This window comes from Flavobacteriales bacterium TMED191 (assembly GCA_002171975.2).
GTDB lineage: Bacteria > Bacteroidota > Bacteroidia > Flavobacteriales > TMED113.
In genome coordinates, this window is sequence record NHIO02000040.1 from 33,516 (window position 1) to 57,282 (window position 23,767).

16 protein-coding genes are annotated in these 23,767 nt (G+C 29.8%); 10 read left to right on the top strand and 6 right to left on the bottom strand.

What is annotated here, in order from left to right; translation table 11 throughout:
• Both CBD51_004770 and CBD51_004775 read right to left on the bottom strand, forming a co-directional pair.
• On the bottom strand, window positions 1-477 hold the full coding sequence (locus CBD51_004770; protein RPG58666.1) for a 30S ribosomal protein S7: 477 nt from the start codon (window positions 475-477) through the stop codon (window positions 1-3).
• Window positions 478-499: 22 nt separating this feature from the next.
• A complete protein-coding gene (locus tag CBD51_004775; protein ID RPG58667.1) occupies window positions 500-877 on the bottom strand; it encodes a 30S ribosomal protein S12 in 378 nt (125 codons plus the stop codon).
• Window positions 878-1,181: 304 nt separating this feature from the next.
• Here CBD51_004775 and CBD51_004780 point away from each other — a divergent pair, with 304 nt between their 5' ends.
• The 6 genes from CBD51_004780 (at window position 1,182) to CBD51_004805 (ending at window position 8,176) form a co-directional block, all read left to right on the top strand.
• Window positions 1,182-3,407: an ATP-dependent DNA helicase gene (locus CBD51_004780; protein RPG58668.1), complete on the top strand. Its 2,226-nt coding sequence runs from the start codon at window positions 1,182-1,184 to the stop codon at window positions 3,405-3,407.
• A 60-nt stretch (window positions 3,408-3,467) separates the two neighbouring features.
• Entirely contained in the window at window positions 3,468-4,076 is a 609-nt protein-coding gene (locus tag CBD51_004785; protein ID RPG58669.1) for a DUF4290 domain-containing protein, read from the top strand.
• Window positions 4,077-5,378 (top strand): UDP-N-acetylglucosamine 1-carboxyvinyltransferase, encoded by a 1,302-nt coding sequence (murA, locus tag CBD51_004790; protein ID RPG58670.1) that lies wholly within the window; start codon window positions 4,077-4,079, stop codon window positions 5,376-5,378.
• 72 nt (window positions 5,379-5,450) lie between these two features.
• Complete coding sequence (locus CBD51_004795) at window positions 5,451-5,903, top strand: nucleotide exchange factor GrpE (GenBank protein ID RPG58671.1); 453 nt, start codon at window positions 5,451-5,453, stop codon at window positions 5,901-5,903.
• Window positions 5,900-7,003, top strand: a complete 1,104-nt coding sequence (gene dnaJ, locus CBD51_004800) for a molecular chaperone DnaJ (protein RPG58672.1) — start codon at window positions 5,900-5,902, stop codon at window positions 7,001-7,003. The genes CBD51_004795 and dnaJ overlap by 4 nt, the downstream gene beginning before the upstream one ends.
• Window positions 7,004-7,018: 15 nt before the next feature.
• Window positions 7,019-8,176 carry a sigma-54-dependent Fis family transcriptional regulator gene (locus CBD51_004805; protein RPG58673.1) on the top strand — a complete coding sequence of 386 codons (1,158 nt, stop codon included), beginning with the start codon at window positions 7,019-7,021 and terminating at the stop codon, window positions 8,174-8,176.
• 8 nt (window positions 8,177-8,184) lie between these two features.
• Here the strand turns inward: CBD51_004805 and CBD51_004810 are convergent, their stop codons facing one another.
• The 3 genes from CBD51_004810 to purL all read right to left on the bottom strand — a co-directional run bounded on the left by CBD51_004810 (window position 8,185) and on the right by purL (window position 15,025).
• Window positions 8,185-10,614, bottom strand: a complete 2,430-nt coding sequence (locus tag CBD51_004810) for a phenylalanine--tRNA ligase subunit beta (GenBank protein ID RPG58674.1) — start codon at window positions 10,612-10,614, stop codon at window positions 8,185-8,187.
• A 76-nt stretch (window positions 10,615-10,690) separates the two neighbouring features.
• On the bottom strand, window positions 10,691-12,799 hold the full coding sequence (gene recG / locus CBD51_004815; GenBank protein RPG58675.1) for an ATP-dependent DNA helicase RecG: 2,109 nt from the start codon (window positions 12,797-12,799) through the stop codon (window positions 10,691-10,693).
• Entirely contained in the window at window positions 12,800-15,025 is a 2,226-nt protein-coding gene (gene purL / locus CBD51_004820) for a phosphoribosylformylglycinamidine synthase subunit PurL (GenBank protein RPG58676.1), read from the bottom strand. It lies immediately after the preceding gene.
• Between the two features lie 158 nt (window positions 15,026-15,183).
• Between purL and CBD51_004825 the strand changes: the two genes are divergently transcribed.
• Genes CBD51_004825 through CBD51_004840 form a run of 4 tightly spaced genes read left to right on the top strand, consistent with a single transcriptional unit; the run spans window position 15,184 to window position 22,321 of the window.
• Window positions 15,184-16,971, top strand: a complete 1,788-nt coding sequence (locus CBD51_004825; GenBank protein RPG58677.1) for a long-chain fatty acid--CoA ligase — start codon at window positions 15,184-15,186, stop codon at window positions 16,969-16,971.
• Window positions 16,972-16,976: 5 nt separating this feature from the next.
• On the top strand, window positions 16,977-19,334 hold the full coding sequence (locus CBD51_004830) for a 3-hydroxyacyl-CoA dehydrogenase/enoyl-CoA hydratase family protein (protein ID RPG58678.1): 2,358 nt from the start codon (window positions 16,977-16,979) through the stop codon (window positions 19,332-19,334).
• A 4-nt stretch (window positions 19,335-19,338) separates the two neighbouring features.
• A complete protein-coding gene (locus CBD51_004835; GenBank protein RPG58679.1) occupies window positions 19,339-20,520 on the top strand; it encodes an acetyl-CoA C-acyltransferase in 1,182 nt (393 codons plus the stop codon).
• 7 nt (window positions 20,521-20,527) lie between these two features.
• Window positions 20,528-22,321, top strand: a complete 1,794-nt coding sequence (locus CBD51_004840; GenBank protein RPG58680.1) for an acyl-CoA dehydrogenase — start codon at window positions 20,528-20,530, stop codon at window positions 22,319-22,321.
• 5 nt (window positions 22,322-22,326) lie between these two features.
• Here the strand turns inward: CBD51_004840 and CBD51_004845 are convergent.
• Window positions 22,327-23,767, bottom strand: a 1,441-nt coding sequence (locus CBD51_004845; GenBank protein RPG58681.1) for a hypothetical protein, incomplete at its 5' end; no start/stop codon positions are given.

Here is a 23,767-nt window from a genome sequence, read left to right on the forward strand (position 1 = left end):
TTAAAATCTAAAATGTGAAAATGCTTTATTTGCTTCAGCCATTTTGTGAACTTCTGATCTCTTCTTAATAGAGGCTCCTTCTTCCTTATATGCTGCTAATATTTCTGCGGCCAATTTTTGAGCCATAGATTTCTCATTTCTTTTTCTCGCAAATTTTATCATCCAGGTCATACCCATAGAGACTTTTCTTTCAGGTCTAATTTCCATTGGGATTTGAAATGTTGCTCCACCAATTCTTCTACTCCTAACTTCAACTTGTGGCATTACATTTGATAATGCTTTTTTCCAGACATCAACAGACGACTCCTCATCAGATGGATTATTTTTTTCAACAATTTCCATAGCATCATAAAAGATTTTAAATGCTAAGTTCTTTTTACCACTCATCATCATCGTGTTCACAAATCGCGTTACTAACTTATCTCCAAATTTTGGATCTGGTAATAAAATTCTTTTTTTTGCTCTAGATTTTCTCACTTAATAAATTTTACTTAATTAATTATTTTTTCTTAGCTCTTTTTGTTCCATATTTGGATCTTCTTTGATTTCTTCCCTCTACCCCAGCAGTATCTAATGCCCCTCTAACTATGTGATACCTCACACCTGGTAAATCTTTCACTCTCCCACCTCTTACTAATACAATAGAGTGTTCTTGTAAATTGTGTCCTTCACCAGGGATATATGCATTTACCTCATATCCATTTGTTAATCTAACTCTTGCAACCTTTCTCATTGCAGAATTTGGTTTTTTAGGTGTAGTAGTATAAACCCTAGTACAGACCCCTCGTCTTTGAGGACACGCACTTAATGCCAAGGACTTACTCTTTTTAACCGATGACTTTCTACCTTTTCGAACTAATTGTTGTATAGTGGGCATATTATTTTAAATTAAATCTGTTATAAATCATATTAAAAATCCATTTTCAAAAATGGTTTGCAAATCTATAAATTTTAATCCTTATATCAAACCTAATTTTTCTTTTTTTTACCCTTGAAGATATTTTTTTAAAAAATTAAAATATTATTTTTTTTGTAAAACTCTGATAGCAAGTGTGTTATGGAAAATACAAAATGTGCAACATGAAAAATTAATTGATTAAAATAAATAAATTGAATTTGAGTGATAATATTGTAAATAATAATAATTTTATCAAAAATTTCACTGTTTAAAAAAGTACTCAATGAATAAAGACAATTCTGCTATCCAACTCAACCCACAACAAGAAAGTGCAGTACAGCAAATAGAAGGGCCAGTTATAATTATTGCTGGTCCTGGATCGGGTAAAACACGTGTAATTACTGAGAGAATAGCCCATTTAATTAATCAAGGTATAAAACCTAAAAACATCCTTGCTTTAACATTTACTAACAAAGCTGCAAATGAAATGAAACAGCGTGTATACAACATTACGAATACGCAGGAAGCCTACTCAGTTTGGATGGGAACATTTCATTCTGTTTTTGCAAAAATTCTTAGAAATGAGTCACATTCTTTAGGCTACGAGTTCAACTTTACGATATATGACAATGAAGACTCTGTAAAAATAATTCGAAGAATAATAAAAGATCGTAACCTAGATAAAGAGCATTACAATGCAAAATATATTTTTTCTAAAATATCAATTATGAAAAACCAACTAATTGACAGCAAAAAATATAAACTCAATTATGAGTTAATGCAAAATGATAAAATTAATAAACGAGAAAAGTTTTTTGAAATATACCAAGAATATTGTGAATTATGTGCTCAATCAAACTCAATGGACTTTGATGACCTACTAATCAATACTTATAATTTATTTTCTAGCAATAAAGAAATACTAAAAGAGTATCAGGAATTATTTAAATACATTTTGATCGATGAATACCAAGACACCAACAAAGTACAAGATGCAATAATACAACTTCTAGGTCAAAAATATCAAAACATATGTATTGTAGGAGATGACTCTCAAAGTATATACTCATTTAGAGGTGCAAACATCAATAATATATTTAACTTCAAATTAAACTATAGCAACGTAAGAGAATTTAAACTAGAACAAAATTATAGATCTACAAAAAATATAGTTCATGCGGCAAATACTCTTATAAATTTTAATAAACAAAAAATTGAAAAAACTATATTTAGTGAAAATGAAAAAGGTGAACCAGTTCAATTAATCGAATACTACAATGACCGAATTGAAGGCGATAAAACTGCTGAAATTATTCATAGATTAATTTCTAATCAGCCTGCCACAAATCATAAACATGCCATACTTTATAGAAATAACAGTCAATCAAAAGTCCTAGAAGACGGACTAAGAAGAAGAGGCATTAAATATAAAATATATGGTGGTCTTTCATTTTATCAGAGAAAAGAAATTAAAGATATAATGGCATATTTTAAATTGATTTTAAATCCTGACGATAACGAATCTTTATTAAGAATCATTAATTATCCAATTAGAGGAATTGGCTCTACCACTATTGATAAAGTGAGAAACAAGGCAACTGATGAAAAAAAATCTATATGGAACACACTTAACGATGAAACTTTTGATGAGATTCAAATTAATGCAGGAACTAAAAACAAGCTGGTTATATTTAAAGAAATCATAAAAAACCTAATTAAATCTGACAATAATATTTTTGAAACTGCTGAACTATTAATTGAAACGACTGGTTTAGTTAGAAAACTTAAGGATGACCCAACTGACGAAAATATCAACAGAATTGAAAACATAAGCGAATTATTCAATAGTTTAAAATTGTTTTCTTTAAAAAAGAATAACAATTCGCTTGCAGATTTTATCAACGAAATATCACTCGACGAAACTAAAGAGGATAAAACTAATGAAAGTAAAGTTTCTCTTATGACTATTCACCAATCAAAAGGATTAGAGTTTCCATATGTATACATTGTTGGACTTGAAAACGGACTATTTCCGTCACAAAGAAGCATTAAAGTTCCAAATGGTGTGGAGGAAGAAAGAAGACTACTCTATGTCGCAATTACACGTGCAAGTAAAAAAGTTACTTTATCTTACTCTTTAAATCGATTCCAATTTGGAACAATACAACAATCTGAAAGAAGTATGTTTATTGACAATATCGAACATTGTCTTGATAAAGAATTAAAAAATGAATTCGAAAACTACTCATTCTTTGGAAAAAGAAAAATTAATAAAATAACAATTCCAAAAAAAATTAATCCAACCGGATTAAGAAAAATTGCAAATGAAAAATATCAAGATAAAAGAAACCTTAAAGTTGGAATGAAAATAAAGCATAATATCTTTGGATATGGTAATATTCAAAAAATTGATAACAGTGATGGCAATCAAAAAATCACAGTTATGTTTAATGAACATGGATTAAAAACTTTATTAACTAAATTTGCTAAATTTGAGATTATATTATAATCTTTACAAGAAAACTTCATTAACTTTCATAAGTTTGCAACTTTATTTAAATATTAACAGATGAAATATAATACTGAATTATCTCCACTAATTATTCCTGAATACGGAAGACATATTCACTCAATGGCAAATAGTTTAATGGGAATTAAAAATGAACAAAAAAGGAATCAACAAGCCATGGTGTTAATTAATATTATGGGGAACCTCAATCCTCACTTAAGAGATGCAGAAGAATATAGACATAAATTATGGGATCATTTACAAATTATGTGTCAAAATAAACTCGAAATAAACTCACCTTACCCAAAACCCTCATTAGAAACAAAAGCAAGTCAATCTGCTAGAATAGATAATACTCAAGGGACTGTAAAGTTTAAACATTATGGAAAATTAATTATTGAACTTATTCATGAAGCTGTAAAAATTAGTGATGAAAAACTTAGAAGCTATCTTTTAAATCACATAGCTCAACAAATGAAACGATCTTTCCTCAATTGGAATCAGTCAAATGTCCAAGATTTCCAAATATGGTCTGATCTGGAACACTTTGCCCAAAAGGAACTCAATTTAGACAAAACTAAAGTTATTCCTGTATATCAAACTCACAATCCAATCCGAAAAAAAACATTTTACAAAAAATCACAAAAAAAACATTACACAAGAAAATAAATGGGAAGCTTTAAAATTATTGGTGGAAAAAAATTATCTGGTTCAGTCCAACCACAAGGTGCTAAAAATGAAGCACTTCAAATTATATCTGCAACTTTGTTAACAAACAAAAAAATAACTATTAGTAATATTCCAAATATTATTGATGTGATGTGCCTAATTGATATACTCAAAGGATTAGGTGTTGATATTGTACAAAAAAACAAAAAAACCTATTCTTTTGAAGCTAAAAATATAAACATTGACTACTTGAAAAACGACGATTTTAAAAAAAATAGTCAAAAAATTAGAGGATCAATTATGATTATGGGACCCCTAATTGGTAGATTTGGAAAAGCAATTTTATATCCACCAGGTGGAGATAAAATAGGACGCCGTAGACTTGACACTCACTTTACAGGACTAAGTAAACTAGGTGTGGTATTTAAAAAAACCACTAATGAATCTTATGAATTAAGTTGCAATAAACTAACCGGAAACTATATGCTTTTAGAAGAAGCATCAGTAACCGGAACAGCTAATATCATAATGACAGCAGTTTTAGCAAAAGGATTAACAACAATTTATAATGCTGCATGTGAACCTTACATTCAACAATTATGTAAAATGCTAAACTCAATGGGCGCTAAAATATCAGGAATAGGATCAAACCTATTAGAAATTAAAGGGGTGAAAAAATTATCTGGCTGCAATCACAAAATTCTTCCTGATATGATTGAAATAGGCAGTTGGATTGGACTAGCTGCTATGACCCAGTCTGAAATTAGAATTAAAAATGCTTCAATCAAAAATCTAGGAAACATACTTACTGTTTTTCAAAAGATGGGCATTAAAATTGAATTAAACAAGGATGATATTATTGTAAAAAAACAAAAAAATTATACAATTAAAAAATTTATAAATGGCTCAATTCTAACTATTTCAGACTCACCATGGCCAGGCTTTACACCTGATTTATTAAGTATTATTCTTGTTACTGCTACTCAAGCAAATGGGAATATTTTAATTCATCAAAAAATGTTTGAAAGTAGATTGTTTTTTGTAGATAAATTGATAGAAATGGGAGCGCAAATAATTCTATGTGATCCACACAGGGCAACTATAACTGGAATAAATAGAGAATATTCATTAAAAGGAACTGTCATGACATCTCCTGACATAAGAGCAGGGATTTCATTATTAATTGCTGCATTATCTGCAAAAGGAACAAGTGTTATTCATAACATTGAACAGATTGACAGAGGTTATGAAGATATTGACAAAAGACTTCAGGCACTTGGAGCATCAATTGAAAGAATATAAAGTGTGTCATTATGTCATCAAGTTGTAGTTTGGCTAGATATTTGACACATTTTTAATTAAATTAAAAAAACTATGGCTAAAAAAACAAAAGCTCAAATAAAAACTCTTGAAAATGAAATAAGTGAACTAAAAGATAAATATCTTAGACTAGCTGCAGAATTTGAAAACTATAAAAAACGCACACGAAAGGAGAAACAAGACTCAATTAAATATGGCAAGGAAAGCATTGTTAATCCAATACTAACTATTTTAGATGATTTTGATAGAGCAAAAAAAACTAATGAAAAAGATGTAAAGGGCTATTTATTGATTAGCCAAAAGTTTCAAGATATCTTATTTAAACATAATTTAAAAAGAATAGAAATTAAAACTCTTGAAACATTTGACGTAGAAAAACATGAAGCTATCAGCAGCCTAGATGTCAAAGACAAAAAGAAAAAAGGCAAGGTCATTGAAGAAATTGAAGCTGGTTATTTACTAGATGAAAAAATTATAAGGTACCCCAAAGTAATAATTGGAAAATGAGTAAACGAGACTACTATGAAGTGCTTGGCGTAACAAAAAACGCTAACAATAAAGAAATTAAACAAGCTTACAGAAAGCTTGCAGTCAAGTATCACCCTGATAGGAATGAGGGCGACAAAGCAGCAGAGGAGAAATTTAAAGAAGCGGCAGAAGCATATGAAGTTTTAAGTAATCCTGAAAAAAAATCAAGATATGATCAATTTGGGCATCAGGGAATGTCTGGCTCAAGAGGTTTTGGAGGATTTTCTAACATGAGTGACATCTTTGAGCAACACGGAGATATTTTTGGAGATATTTTTGGAAGTGCATTTGGTCGCCAAACATCAGACCGAAGAATAAATAAAGGAAGTAATTTAAGAATTCGTATTAAATTAAGTTTAAAAGAAATCCATGAAGGAGTAACAAAAAAAATTAAAATAAAACGTTTAGTCCCTGATCCAAATACACAATATCAAACATGTACTGTTTGTGGCGGGAGGGGAACTGTTACAAAAATCGCTAATACAATTTTAGGTCAAATGCAAACTACATCAACATGTGGAAATTGTCAAGGAAGTGGAAAAGTAATTACAAAACGTTCTCCTCAAACTGATGCGCAAGGAATGATCCAGAAAGAAGAATTAACTGAAATAACAATACCAGCAGGAGTTTCTGAAGGGATGCAACTAAAAATCAGTCAAAAAGGAAACCATGCACCTTACCAGGGTATTCCTGGTGATTTACACATATTGATCACGGAAGAACCTCATCCCGATCTTAAAAGAGAAGGCAGAAACCTACATTATGATTTATATATTAGTATTCCTGATGCTATTTTAGGATGTGAAGTTGAAATACCAACTATTTCAGGGAAAGCGAAAATCACAATACAAAATGGTGTACAAAGTGGAAAAATTTTAAGATTAAAGGCCAAAGGAATCACTGATATTGAATCTAGAACAAAAGGTGACTTATTGGTCCACATTAATATATGGACCCCTGGAAAAATAAATAAAGATCAAAAAGACTTTTTTATACAACAAAATGATGCAAAGGAATTTAAGCCCCAACCTAAAAATCAAAAGTCATTTTTTGAAAAAGTCAAAGAAATGTTTAATTAATTATTTTTTAAAATCATGCAGAAAATATTAATTATAGAAGATGAAATTGCCATAAGAAATGTTTTAAAAAATATATTATTAGATGAAAACAAAAAGTTTCAAATTGATGAAGCATCTAATGGTGAAGAAGGTTTTAAAAAAATCACTGAAAAAAATTATAATCTAATTATTTGTGATATTAAAATGCCAAAAATGGATGGCATTGAGGTTTTAGAGAAAAGCATACACTTGGGGATTGACACACCATTTGTAATGATCTCAGGCCATGGTGACATAGAGACAGCTATTGAATGTATTAAAAAAGGATCTTTTGATTATATATCAAAACCACCAGATTTAAACAGACTGTTAACTACAATTCGAAATGGCTTAAATAACCAAACACTCAAAAAGGAAAATAAAATTTTAAGAAAAAAATTTGGTAATAAAGATAATATGATTGGTGATTCACAAAAAATGAATGCCATTAGAAATATAATTGAAAAAATTGCCCCAACTGAAGCTCGAGTACTTATTACAGGCGAAAATGGAACTGGTAAAGAACTAGTTGCCCATTCCATTCACAGGCAAAGTAACAGGTCAAAAATCCCAATGATTGAGGTTAATTGTGCAGCCATTCCCTCTGAATTAATAGAAAGTGAATTATTTGGACATGAAAAAGGATCATTTACATCTGCCCATAAATTAAAAAAAGGCAAATTTGAATTAGCCGATCAAGGAACTTTATTTCTTGATGAAATTGGAGACATGTCTTTGTCTGCACAAGCCAAAGTTCTAAGAGCACTACAAGAAAATAAAATAAGTCGAGTCGGGGGTGAAAAAGAAATCAATATTAATGTAAGAGTAATTGCTGCAACAAATAAAAACCTACAAGATGAAATTTTAAATAAAAATTTTAGAGAAGACCTCTTACATAGAATAAGTGTAATTCCTATTCAGATGCCTTCTTTAAAAGAAAGGAGTGAAGATATTCCATTATTAGTAGATTACTTTTTAGAAGTAATTTGTAAAAGTCATGGTGTTGTAAAAAAACATATTGATAGTGATGCAATTTCAATGCTTAAGGAATATAATTGGCCGGGAAATATTAGGGAATTAAGAAATGTAATTGAAAGACTAATCATTTTATCTGAAGATACAATTACAGCAAAAGATGTTAAGTTACACGGTTAAACATCTCATTAAAGTTCTCCGTCTCTTAACTCAATACTAAGTTTAGAATTTAAATTCTTATAAATTCGTTTCATAATTTTATCAACCTCTAGATCTGTAAGAGTTCTCTTTTTGTCTTGAAATAAAAATGATAAAGAGTATGATTTTTTATTTTCATCAACTTTATCACCAACATAAACATCAAATAAATCAATCTTTTTTAACAAATAAATATTTAAATTATTTATCAAATTTTTTATCTCAAAAAAAGAAATATCTTTATCGATTAACAATGACAAATCTCTTTTAATAGATGGAAATTTTGGAATAGGACTGTATTGCGTATTATGTGAACTAAAGTACTTGAAAAACGAATTAACATGAATATCAATAAAATATACATCTTTTTTTATCCCATGAAGTTGTAAGAATTCATTAGAAAACATTCCGCACTCAGCTATCACTTCTTTTTTAAAGAAATAGGATGAATTTAAAGAACTATAACTCTTAGGAGTATCAAGCAGCGATAAATCATTAACTGAGAGACTACTTTTTTGTATAATTTGATCTAACACCCCCTTAATTATAAAAAAATCAATCTTCTTGGCTTTATCATTCCAACTTCCACCTTTAAAAATACCTGTCACACAAATCGTAAGATGTTCGTCTTCATGATATTTATTCTTATCACATAAACCATAAACTTTTCCAAATTCAAAAACTTTTAAATTAAATATCTGTCTGTTTAAATTATGGTGAATCACATTTAAAGCACTTGAGAACATATTGGTCCTCATGATAGCTAAATCATTGCTTAAAGGATTCAACAACTTAACTGGACTTAACTTAGACTCACCATCAAACCTGGTAGTTTTTTCAGATGTCAAAGAATTATTTTGAATTTCACAAAAACCTTTGGAAGCTAATAAACTTGATATATGAAGTTTAATATCATTCTTAGAAATAGTTGAAGATATAGTTGGCTGAAATTTTATATATTTTGACTCAGGCACATTATTATAACCATAAATTCGCAAAATTTCTTCTACCACATCTATTGGTCTAGTAACATCAACTCTAAAACTAGGCACTTTTAACTTAATAATATCATCTGTTTGTGTTAAAATTTCAAAATCTAAATGCTTTAAAATTGATAAAATATTATTTTGGTCTATTTTATGTCCAAGAATATTAAAACAATACTTAAATGAGAAATCAATTTCATTATAATTCATTTGTGAAGTAGTAAAGGACACTTCCTGTCCAATTTTAGCTCCACAAATATCCTTGATTAATAAAGCCGACCTATGTAAAGCAAATAAACTATTATTATAATCCACACCTCTTTCAAAACGATATGAAGAGTCTGTTTGTATACCATATTGTTTTGAAGTTTTTCGTACATTAGAAGAGTTAAAAAAAGCACTCTCTAAAAATATACGTTGAGTTTTACTGTTAACATTACAATCAATTCCACCCATAATGCCGGCTAAACACAAGGGTTTATTTTTATCACATATAATTAAGTTTTCTGAAGATAAACTAATCTCATTAGAGTCCAAGGTTCGAAATAATTCACTCTTTTTGGCCCTTCTAATAATTAAATTAGATTCTTCAATCTTATCATAATCATATGCATGCAAGGGACTACCTGTTTCATGTAAAACATAATTTGTTATATCAACAATATTATTAACAGGTTTTAATCCGACTGAAATAAGCTTAGACTGCAACCAGATTGGAGATGGCTTCACATTAACATTATCAATGCAGACACCATAATACTGGGAACATAAATCACTAGATTGATTATCTAAAGTTAATGAAAGATTGGACTCCCCAGCCTTGTAAAAAGATGTATCAGGAAGAGTAAAATTGATTTTTTTAGACCTATGCATAAAGTAAGCATATAGATCTCTACATACACCAATATGACCAAAAGCATCCGTTCTATTTGGAGTTAATCCAATGTCAAGAACTTGATCTTTATTTACCTTAAAATAATTAGACACCAAATCTCCCACTTTACAATCTTTTGTCAATTCTATAATACCTTCATGATTATATCCTAATCCAATTTCATCCTCTCCACAAATCATTCCTTCGGACCACTTTCCTCTAATTTTAGTTTTTTTAATTTTAAAAGATTCACCTTTAATATTAGTTAAATAATTTCCTGGCAACACTACAACTACATACTGGCCCTTTCTAACGTTAGGAGCACCACAAATAATTTGATTTATATTATGACCAACATCTACTTTTGTTATCTTTAATCTGTCAGCATCTGGGTGCTGATAACAATCTATAACCTTGCCCACAACCAAGTGCTCAAATGAAGAAAAAACCTGACTAACACCTTCAACTTCCAAACCAGTGGAAGTCAAAATATCTGCTAAATCGTTTGAACCAATTGATAAATCTAGATAATCTTTTAACCAATTATATGATATCTTCATTTTAAAATTATTTACAGTAAATGTAGTAAAGATTTAAATATAGAAACTAGTATTTATATGATAAAAATTGAAAATACTAAGAAACTGTACTCCATTTTAATAATTTCTGATAGTGATTAACAAAATATTTAAAAATTTTTCTATTATCAATATGTTCAAGATTAGCATCTGAGATTAATAATAATTTCGCATCTTTTCTAGCTAGTTCGACTAAATCATAATCTTTAACTAAACTAGATAATTTTAAATTTATTAAACCGCTTTGTCTGGTACCTAAAATATCACCTGGACCTCTGAGTCCTAGATCAGTTTCTGCAATTTGAAAACCATCATTTGTGTCAACCATAGCCTTTATCCTTTTACGTGAATCATTAGTTAATTTATTAGATGTCAATAAAATACAATATGACTGATAACTAGATCTTCCTACTCGCCCTCTAAGCTGATGTAACTGTGATAGACCAAATTTTTCCGCATTTTGAATCACCATAGTAGATGCATTAGAAACATTTACACCAACCTCAATAACTGTAGTAGAAACCATTAAATGAGACTTTTTTTGTAAAAAATTTTGCATCTCCATTTCCTTTTGCTCACTACTTAACTTTCCATGTAACATAGATACATTGAATCCTTTTTTTTCGAAAATAACTTTCATATTTTCAAATCCATCCATCAAATTTTTATAATCTAATACTTTGCTCTCTTCTATAAGTGGATAGACTACATAAACTTGTCTTTTTTGTTTTAATTGTTGATAAATAAAACTATAAACCTTTTTAACATCTTTAAAATAATGATGAGTAGTAAGAACTTTTTTTCGATTTGGTGGTAATTCATCAATAACCGAAAGATCTAAGTCACCATATGCAGTCATAGCTAAAGTACGGGGAATCGGAGTAGCTGTCATTACTAAAACATGTGGTAAAATTTCTTTATTCTTCCATAATTTAGCACGTTGAGCGACACCAAATTTATGCTGCTCATCAATAATCACTAAACCCAAACGGGAAAAAACAACATTATCTTGGATTAATGCATGCGTTCCAACAATAATATCTATAGATTCATTTAACAGGTCTTTAAGAATAATTTTTTTTTCATTAGTAGGTGTCCTACCTGTCAACAAAACTACATTGAGATTTAATTGATCAGAAAACTCTTTTAAACTATTAAAATGTTGATTAGCTAGTATTTCTGTAGGTGCCATCAAACAGGATTGAAAACCATTATCATTTGCTAGTAATATAGCTAGAATAGCAACAATTGTTTTTCCTGAACCTACATCTCCTTGTAACAATCTATTCATTTGAAAGCCAGTTAAAAAATCATTTCTTATTTCTGTCACAACTCTCTTCTGTGCAGATGTTAACTCAAATTGAAGATAATTAAAATAGAATTCATTAAACCTACTGCCGACCTTGTTAAAAATAAATGATTTATGTTTTTTTTGACGAATATTTTTTTGTTTTAACAATGAAATCTGGAGAAAAAACAACTCCTCATACTTAAATCTTTTTATTGCATGTTTTAATTTCTGATAAGATGAAGCAAAATGAATTTCTTCAAAGGAAAATGATCTGTTTAAAAAGTGATATTTTTTTATAATAGTATCAGAAAGGTTTTCGTGGATGTGGTTTTTACACTTTTGTAATAATGTCTTAACTAGCTCGGAAATACCCTTACTATTTAATCCAACAGATGTTAATTTTTCGGTAGAATGGTAAACAGGATAAATTGAGTGAAAACTCGTTGCTTTTCTAGAATCAATTATATCTATTTCTGGATGCACAAAAGAAATTATATTACCATATTTTGAAGGCCTTCCAAAAATAAGATACTTTTTATTAACTAAAAATGATTTAAGTAGCCAACTGACACCCTTAAAGAATACTAAATCAACTTGACCAGTATCGTCAGCAAACTTAACAATGAGTCGCTTTTTTCTTCCTACACCTATTGTATTTATATTTTTAACAATACCAATTACTTGAACATCAATATCGAAGTTATTTATTTGATTAATTTTAAGAAAATGAGTACGGTCAATATATCTAAAAGGAAAAAAAGTTAATAAATCTGAAAAAGAAAAAATAGACAATTCTTGATTTAATAACACTGATCTTTTTGGGCCTACACCTTTGAGAAATTCAATTTTTGTATCTAGGATAGACAAACTATAAATTTATGATTTTAAAATACTTTCTATGGCGTTTAAATAATCATCCTTCACTGAATTAATACTGCCAAAATCAAGATCATCAATAATGATTTTACTTTCAGTGACCTCTCCCAAAGAAGTAAATGATATTTTATCTTTTAAATATTTCTCAAACTTATCTTTTTTATTAGGACTAACTGTAACAACCACCCTGCTTTGAGATTCACCGAATAAATATGCATCTTGTCTGAAATCATGATTAGTAAAAATGTCAAAACCTAAATTTCTAACTATACCACTTTCAATAAGACAAACATAGAGACCACCATCTGAAATATCATGAGCAGACTTGATGTGTTTATTCTCAATTAATGATAAAATTGTTTTTTGTAATATTAATTCTTGATCCATATCAAAATGTGGTGCAGGACTTGCGCTAATATTATGATAATTTGCAAGATACTCAGAAGAAGCAATATCATCATAACATTCACCAATTAAATAAATTATATCACCTGGATTTTTAAAATCAAGTGTCATAACATTTTTTTTATCTTGAATCAGACCGACCATACCAATGGTTGGTGTGGGGAAACAAGGCTCTGCATCATCTTTTAATACAGTTTGATTATAAAAGCTAACATTACCTCCAGTCACTGGAGTTTTTAATGATTCACATGCCCACTTCATACCAAGAATTGAATTAACAAATTGCCAATAAACTTCAGGATCATAAGGATTTCCAAAATTCAAACAATTTGTAATAGCAAGAGGTTTTCCTCCAGAGCAAACAATATTTCTAGCTGCTTCACTAACCGCAATAGCACATCCAACTTTAGGATCAGCCTTCACATATCTTGCATTACAGTCCACAGTTAATACCAAAGCTTTATTTGTGCCTTTTAAATTAACAACTGAGGCATCAGAAGGAGCATTTGTGCTCATATTAACTGTACCTACCATGGAATCATATTGTTCAAATATCCATTTTTTAGAAGCGATATTTGGCATTTTAATTATCTCTTTAGCTACCTCAATAATATTTTCTGGAGGTAAAACAGCGGACATATCAAAATTTTTGTATTCTGAAAAATATTTTGGCTCAAAATAATCCCTCTCATAAATAGGTGCTCCACCACCTAGGACTAATGCATCAGCTGGTAGATTAGCAATACATTTATTATCTGAGTAAAACTCTAACCTTTTTGTATCTGTAACAACACCAATTTGTTCACAATTGAGATCCCATTTCTTAAAAATAGACTTAGCAATAGACTCCTTTCCTTTTTTAACAACTAACAACATGCGTTCTTGGGACTCAGATAAAAGAATTTCAAATGGATCCATTTTCTGCCTTACAGGAACTTTATCTAAATCAATAATCATACCGCATTTACCTGCACTACTCATTTCAGATGTGGAGCAGATAATGCCAGCCGCCCCCATGTCTTGCATACCAATAAGAACATTAGTTTTTGATAATTCCATAGTTGCTTCAAGTAATAGTTTTTCTTGAAAAGGGTCGCCAACCTGTACTGATGGGATGTCATCGGCTGAATCCTCAGTTAAATCTTTAGAAGCAAATGCTGCGCCATTAATTCCGTCTTTACCTGTTGAAGAACCTACAATAAAAACTGGATTACCAGGACCTTTTGCTATTGCAGAAATCATATCACCTTTTTTCATTATACCTGCAGAAAACGCATTTACTAAAGGATTTGTATTATAACTTTTATCAAAAAATGTTTCGCCACCAACTATTGGAATTCCAAAAGAATTACCATAATCACCAATTCCTTTAACCACTCCTTTCAATAACCACTGAGTTCGATTTAAGTGTATATCACCAAATCGAAGAGAATTTAATTGCGCTATAGGACGAGCACCCATAGTAAAAATATCTCTATTAATTCCTCCAACACCTGTTGCAGCTCCTTGATAGGGTTCTAGTGCTGATGGATGATTATGGGATTCTATTTTAAAAGCACAGGCTAAACCGTCTCCAATATCGACTAGTCCAGCATTTTCCTCACCAGCTTCAACTAACATTTGTTTTCCTGTTTTAGGTAATTTTTTTAACCATAAAATAGAATTCTTATAAGAACAATGTTCAGACCACATTACAGAAAATATACTTAACTCAGTATGATTAGGTGTTCTTTTTAAGATTTTACAAATTTTATCAAATTCTTCGGTCAAAAGACCCATAGATATTGCATCTTTTTCGGTAGTAAGTGTTTCTGTAGACATTTATTAATTTAAAATATTTCTTCTAAAATAGATATTTAAAGTATTTTCTTGCGAACAAATAATCAAATATTTTTTAACAATTTAATCCTTCAGTAATAAATATGGATATTTCCAATATTTTCACTAGATTGAATAAGTAAAAAAATCCCCTATTAATTATGGAAGAAATTAAAATATTTCAATTAGCAGAAAGATATCACAACTTGTTTCCTAAAAAGGACATGCTAGCAATTCAAGAAGATGGCGAAATGAAAACATATAGTTCATCAGAATATGTAGAAATTACAAATAATATTGCATATGGTTTTATTAATTTAGGTATTAAAAAAAATGATAAAATATGTATCATTTCATCAAATAGACCTGAATGGAGCCTAGTAGATATGGGGATCAATAAAATTGGAGCAATTAATACCCCTATATATCCTAATATAACTCGATCAGAATATAAATATATTATTGAAGATTGCGGTGCAAAAATCATTTTTGTAGGATCAAAAGAAATTTATAACAGAGTAAATGGATTAAATGAAGAAATAGAATGTCTTCAAGAAATTTACTCTTTTGATCAAATAGAAAATATTAAAAATTGGCGAGATATAATTCAAATGGGAATTAAAGAACCTCAAATTGACACATTATTAAGTATACAAAATTCAATAAAAAAAAGTGATTTATTTACTCTTATATATACATCTGGAACTACTGGAAAACCAAAAGGAGTAATGCTAAGTCATTCAAATGTAATAAGCCAAATTACAACTCTAAGAGAACGACTTCCAATAGGTTTTAAAGACAGAGCAATTAGTTTTTTACCGCTCTGCCATGTTTTTGAAAGAATGATTGAATATTTTTATATGTTTAAAGGAGTTTCTATTTACTATGCACAAAGCTTAGACACCCTAGGTGACGATTTAAAAAAAATTCAACCTACTATAATGCCAACAGTACCCAGACTATTAGAAAAAGTTTATGATAAGATTTTATCAAAAGGTGCTGAATTAAAAGGATTAAAAAAAGTTTTATTTTTTTGGGCAGTTAATTTAGGACTAAAGCATGAATATAATAACGCTAATGGAATTTGGTATGAATTCCAACTATCAATAGCCAACAAAATCATATTTAATAAATGGAGAGAAGCCGTAGGTGGAAAAATAAGATATATTGTTTCTGGCGCTTCTGCACTACAAGAAAGAATTGCAAAAATATTTACAGCAGCTCAAATGCCTGTCTTAGAAGGTTATGGTTTATCCGAAACATCCCCTGTAATCTCTGTTAACTTAGCGCATACTCATGACGCACATTACGGAACTGTAGGAACTGTTATCCCTGGTGTTGAATTAAAACTAGTTCATGAAGATGGAATGAAAGACGGGGAAGGAGAAATAACTATTAAAGGCCCAAATGTAATGATGGGCTATTTTAATAAACCAGAAGAAACTAGTAAAGTTATTGACGATGATGGGTGGTTTTACACAGGAGATATTGGTCGTTTGGTAAAAGGAAGGTATTTAAAAATAACAGACCGAAAAAAGGAAATATTTAAAACATCAGGAGGAAAGTATATTGCCCCACAAGTTATGGAAAATAAATTTAAAGAATCCCGATTAATCGAACAAATTATTGTTGTTGGTGAAAATGAAAAACATCCTGCTGCATTAATTGTACCATCTCAAGAAGGTTTGAAATTTTGGTGTAAAAAACATAATATATCATTTACAAACACAAAAGACATAATAAAGAACAATAGAGTTATAGATAAGTTTGAACATGAAGTTAAGTTTTATAATAGTTTTTTTAATGATTATGAGAAAATTAAAATTTTCAAACTAATAGCGACTAGTTGGTCTGTAGACGGAGGCGAGCTAACTGCAACTATGAAACTAAGAAGAAAAAATATTTTAGAAAAATACAAAAACCTTTATGAGGAAATTTATAAATCTTAAATATCATGAATAGAAAAATAAATAAAGTTAGTGTAATTGGTTCTGGAATTATGGGTTCTAGAATTGCATGTCATTTTGCAAATATTGGGGTAGAAGTCTTATTGTTAGACATTGCAAACAAAGATGATAGCAATAATAAAAATAAAATCGTTGATGAATATCTTAAGAATACATTAAAATCAAAACCATCACCCATTTATCTAAAAGAATTTTCTAAAAGAATAGAAACGGGTAATTTAGATGATGATATTAAAAAAATAGCTTCTTCAGATTGGATTATTGAAGTTATTATTGAAGATTTAGAAATAAAAAAACAACTATTTCAAAAAATTGACACTTATAGAACACCTGGCACAATTATTAGCTCTAACACATCAGGCATACCTATTAATAGTATGCTTGAAGGGAGAAGCGAGGATTTTTCCAAACACTTTTGTGGAACACATTTTTTTAATCCCCCTAGATATTTAAAGCTTTTGGAAATTATACCGACTCCAAAAACAAACAAAGACATAATTTCATTTCTAATGAAATATGGAGAAAAATTTCTAGGAAAAACAACGGTTTTATGCCATGATACTCCCGCATTTATTGCAAATAGAATTGGAGTTGCCGGCATAGCCTCATTATTTCAAATAAGTGAAACACTTGATATGAGTGTTGAAGAAATTGATTTGCTGACAGGACCGATTATCGGACGTCCAAAGTCAGCTACTTTTAGAACTTCCGATCTAGTAGGATTAGATACTCTTTTCAGAGTTGCTAAGGGGGTATATGATAATTGCCCTAATGATGAACAAAGAAGTATTTTTAATCTACCCACTTTCATTAATTCAATGTTAGATAAGAACTGGCTAGGTGATAAAACAAAACAAGGTTTTTATAAAAAAGAAAGAGATGAAAATGGTAAAAGAAAAATTTTAGCACTCAATTTAAATACACTTGAGTATAAAGAAAAAACAAAGTCAAAATTTGAAACAATCAGTAAAGCAAAAAAAATTAATTCTTTACTTAAACGTTTTCCAGTATTAATTGAAGGAAATGATAAAGCTGCTATTTTTTATAAAAAAATGTTTGCATTTATGTTCTCATATGTATCTCACAGAGTATCCGAAATATGCGACGAAATATATGAGATCGATTCAGCAATGTGTGCTGGTTTTGGATGGCAATTAGGACCATTTGAAATATGGGATGCTATCGGCATAGATAAAGGTATTAATCTAATGAAAGCAGAAAATTTAGATATACCAAAATGGATTCAAAACATAACTATTGAATCATTTTACAGTATAGAAAATAATTCATCAACCTTTTACTCAAAAAGTCAACAGAAATATGACCAGATTCCTAGACTAAATAAAGTCATTATTCTTAAAAACCTAAAATCAAATTCGCTTCTTTGGCAAAACCAAGGAGTGTCTCTAATTGATCTTGGGGATGAAATTTTAAACATAGAGTTTCATACTAAATTAAATAGTATAGGTAAAGAGGTAATTGAAGGCATAAATAAAGGCATTGAATTAGGAGAAGAAAAGTTTAAAGGTATTGTGATTGGTAATCAAGGAGAACACTTTTCTGCCGGTGCTGATATAAGTATGATTTTCACTTTGATTGTAGAACAAGAATGGAAATTACTAGAAGAAGCTGTACGCACATTCCAAAATACATCAATGAAAATTAGATACTCTAGTGTCCCAGTCGTTGTTGCTTCTCATGGACTAACACTAGGAGGAGGATGTGAATTTAGTTTACATGCGGATGCAATTCAAGCAGCTGCAGAAACATATATAGGACTAGTAGAATTAGGGGTTGGACTTATTCCAGGTGGTGGGGGTACAAAAGAAATGGCCTTACGTGCATCTGATTTATATTATAATGGTGATATTGAATTACCCCGATTAAAAGAATACTTTATTAATATAGGTCAGGCAAAAGTTGCAACATCAGCTTATGAAGCATTTGAATTAGGATATCTTCAAAAAGGAAAAGATAATATAACTATTAACTCAACTAAATTAATTCAAGACGCAAAAAATAAAGTTTTGTACCTAGATAATCTTGGTTATACAAAACCCATTCAAAGAAAAGAGATAAAAGTACTAGGCAGTGAAGCTCTTGGAATGTTTTTAGTAGGTGCAGACACATTTAAAGAGGGTAACTATATTACAGACCATGAAAAGTTAATGTGTAAGAAATTAGCATATGTTTTATGTGGTGGTGATTTATCTTCATCTTCCACTGTGTCTGAACAATATCTATTAGACATTGAAAGAGAAGCATTCTTATCTCTCTGTGGAGAAGCAAAAACTCTTGATCGAATTAAACATATGTTAGAAAAAGGTAAACCATTAAGAAATTAAATATATGGAGGAAGTATATATAGTACAAGCATACAGAACAGCTGTTGCTAAAGCAAAAAAAGGGAAATTAAGATTTGTTAGGCCTGATGATCTTGGAGCTACATTAATAAAAGAAATAACAAAAAAAATACCAAATCTCAATAAAGAAAGTATTAATGATATTATTGTAGGTAATGCCACACCTGAAGCAGAACAAGGATTGAATATTGGTCGCATGATTTCATTAATAGGACTTAATACTGTAAAAGTACCAGGCATGACGGTTAATAGATATTGTTCTTCAGGCTTAGAAACAATTGCTTTAGGTGCTGCTAAAATTCAATCTGGAATGGCTGAATGTATAGTTTCAGGAGGTGTTGAAAGCATGTCTAAAATACCGATGGGCGGGTGGAAAGTAGTTCCCAATCTAGAAGTAGCAAATGCAAATCCCGACTGGTATTGGGGCATGGGAACTACAGCAGAAGCTATAGTTGAGAAATATAAAATTAGCAGAGAAGACCAAGATGAATTCGCATATAATTCGCATATGAAAGCAATTAAAGCAATCGAAAATGGAATATTTAAAGATGATATTATTCCATATGATGTAACTGAAACTTATTTAGATAGTTCTGAAAAGAAAATAACTAGAACATATTCTTTTGATACAGACGAAGGTCCTAGAAAAGATACAACAAAAGAAAAATTAGCTAAACTTAAACCAGTGTTTGCACAAGATGGTACAGTTACAGCAGGAAATTCTTCACAAACTTCTGATGGTGCTGCATTTGTTATGTTAATGTCTGAAAAAATGGTTACCCAATTAAATATCGAGCCCATTGCAAAACTAAAAAGTTATGCAGTATGCGGTGTTGAACCTAGACATATGGGCATTGGTCCTGTGGACGCAATCCCCCTAGCCTTAAAACAAGCTAATATGCAACTAAATAATATCGAATTAATTGAATTAAATGAAGCATTTGCATGTCAATCTCTAGCAGTAATTAGAGAAGCCAAATTAAACCAAAGTATTATCAATGTTAATGGAGGAGCTATTGCACTAGGTCATCCTTTAGGTTGTACAGGAGCAAAATTAACTGTTCAACTATTAAATGAAATGAGAAGACGTAAACAAAAATATGGTATGGTAACAATGTGTGTTGGAACTGGTCAAGGTGCTGCTGGAATTTTAGAATTATTAAAATAAATCATTTATGAAAGAAAAAATTGGAGGATCCTTTTTAATCGAAGAAACAAATTTTCAAGATATTTTTACAATTGAAGAATTTGATGATACAGCTAAACAAATGCTTGAAGCAACAAAGGATTTTGTTCAAAAAGAAATATATCCCAATATTCATGCACTAGAAAATCACAATTATGAATTAGTTGAAGAAATAATGAAAAAAGCTGGTCAACTTGGTTTGTTAGGCTTAAATATTCCTGAAGAATATGGTGGATTTGGAATGGGATTTAATTTATCTATGCTAATCTGTGGAGAGATGAGTTCTTATTCTGGTTCTGTAGCAACTGCATATGGTGCTCATACAGGAATCGGTACATATCCAATACTTTATTATGGAAGCGAAGAGTTAAAAAAAGAATATCTACCTAAAATTGCTTCTGGAGAATGGATAGCATGTTATAATTTAACTGAACCTAATGCTGGATCTGATGCAAATTCAGGTAAAACAGTTGCTGTTTTATCCGAAGATAAAAAAAACTATGAGTTAACAGGTCAAAAAATTTGGATTAGTAATGCTGGCTTCTCAGAAGTATTTATTGTTTTTGCAAGAATAGAAGACGATAAAAACATCACAGGCTTTGTAATTAAAAAATCTCAGGCAAATGGATTAACTCTAGGAGAAGAAGAAAAGAAATTGGGATTAAATTCCTCCTCAACTAGACAAGTTTTCTACGATAAAACAAAAGTGCCTGTCAATCAAATTCTAGGAGAAAGAAACGGTGGTTTCAAGATTGCTATGAATTCATTAAATGTAGGAAGAATAAAACTTTGTGCAGCAACTACATCAGCAGCTGAAAAGGTACTAAATATTTGTATTGACTATGCAAATCAAAGAAAACAATTTAATAATTCAATAATAAATTATGGAGCTATTAAAGAAAAATTGGCTCACATGGCAACTAAAATATATGCCTCAAATGCTGCACTTTATAGAGCTGGAAATGATATAGAATTAAAAATCAATCAACTCACACAAGATGGCTGCACAAAAACGGATGCTAAATTAAAAGCACTATTAAGTTATGCTGTTGAATGTGCTATCATGAAAGTTTATGGTTCTGAAGTTATTATGTATGTCTCTGATGAAGCAATTCAAATTCATGGAGGAATGGGCTATTCAGCTGATACACTTGTTGAACCAGCATATAGAGATGCTAGAATTTCAAGAATTTATGAAGGCACAAATGAAATAAATCGCATGCTAATTGTTGAAATGATAATTAAAAAAGCTATAAAAAAAGAATTAAATATTTTTAAAGAAATAAAAAAATTACAAAAAAGACTTCCCCTTATTTTATTAGGAATTAATAAGAAGTTTCCTCAATCAACATTAAAAGAAGAAAAGAAAGCTGTTCAGAAATTAAAAGAACTATCTCTTTTAATGTTAGGATTGGCTCTTTCTACGTTTAAGGCTAAACTAGTAAAAGAACAAGAATTATTAATGAGGATTTCTGATATAATTATTGCGTCTTATATAGCTGAATCTGTAGTTTTAAAAACTGAAAAGTTAATTAGTATAAATGGATATAAGCAATGTAGTACCCAAATACAAATGACAATTAATTATATATACGATGCGTTAAATAATTCTAACAAATCTGCACATGAAATAATTACAACTACATCATCCGGACTAAAGAGAAAATTTTTATTATCAATTACAAATCAACTAACTAGCCCATTAAACTACAATATAAAAGAGATTCGAAGAGAAATAGCCAATAATCTTAAAGAACAAAAAAAATATAATTTTTCAATTTAAATTACTTAATTATTTTTAAACTCCTCGATCATATATAATAAATAATCTCGATGTTGACGTGTTGATAAATTACCTATGGAATTATCCAAATTCTTATTTAGCCACTCAACATTGTAATATGCCGATGATTTAGATAAATTATCGTAATTAGAACTCTCCGACAAAATACTAAGTAAGTATTCCAAATATGAGATTTGCAAATTTCTCCTCATGGGAGAAACATTAGAATAGAGATCATTTTTAAAAATAGATTTTCTTAAATCAATCATATATTTTGTTAAACTATATTGATTACCATATAATGAACTATTATTAATACGGGTTAGTACATTTTTGTTTAATAATTGACTTAATAATAATTTTTGACGATTTAAAATTATCGAGAGTATTTTTGGATCTTCACCATATGATCTAAAATTAAACCCGCGTCTTTGCGATTGTAAATAAGGGAACAAATCACTCNTATTAAAAAAGTCTTGATCACTAAATCCAAAATTCGATATTGCATTCATAGCGTTAACTTGCTGTTCAAGAGGGACTGGTGTGAATGGCTTTTTATCTGAATTTTGTTCAATATAGGAACGATCCACATTTACACCGCCTATTTGTCTAGAAATGATATCTAAACATGTGAAATATTGACTAACTAAAGAAAAATAAGTTCTTTTTAATCTTTCATAAGACTTACCTTCTTGTGAATATTTCTGTTGAATATCCTTTATCATTTCATTGATCATTTGCATTTTTTCAATAGAGTGTAATACTGGGTCACTACTTAAGTCATTAATCATAGCATTTGGATCAATACCTTTACCAGGACGCCTCATATCATCTGCATCATTAGCATAAGCCAATTCACTTTGGGTAGACCTAGACAATATTGAATGAAGACCAGCATGTTCTGAATCTTTAGAAAACTCAGAATAACCATATTCAATTGCCCAACAATCATAAGGACCAGGCTTAGTATCATAAAATAGACCCTGATTATTTGGATCCTTAGTAATATTAATTGCTGGATATTCCATGACAGAGGAGCATATACCTTTTTCATTTACAATTTTTTTATTGTTCAACTGCTTGTTAGACAATAAAGTACTTCCTTTAAAATTATGGCTTAATCCAAGAGTATGACCTACTTCATGTAATACTAAACGATATAATGATTGTTCAACAAGATCTTTTTCCATTTCATCCCCTAAAGATTTAAATTCAATATAATTTTTACCAAACATGTTTTGATGCTGTAACTCATTAGCTACAAAACATAAATCATTATCAGATTCATCAAAATGGTCTGAATCATTATACAACATATCATATTTAATCCTATTTGTAATATAAACCCATTCTAACATAATATCTGCACCAATAATTTGTCCAGTTTTAGGGTTAACAAAGGAGGGGCCATAACCACCCCAAGGAGGTTGAGGAGATGAAGTCCAT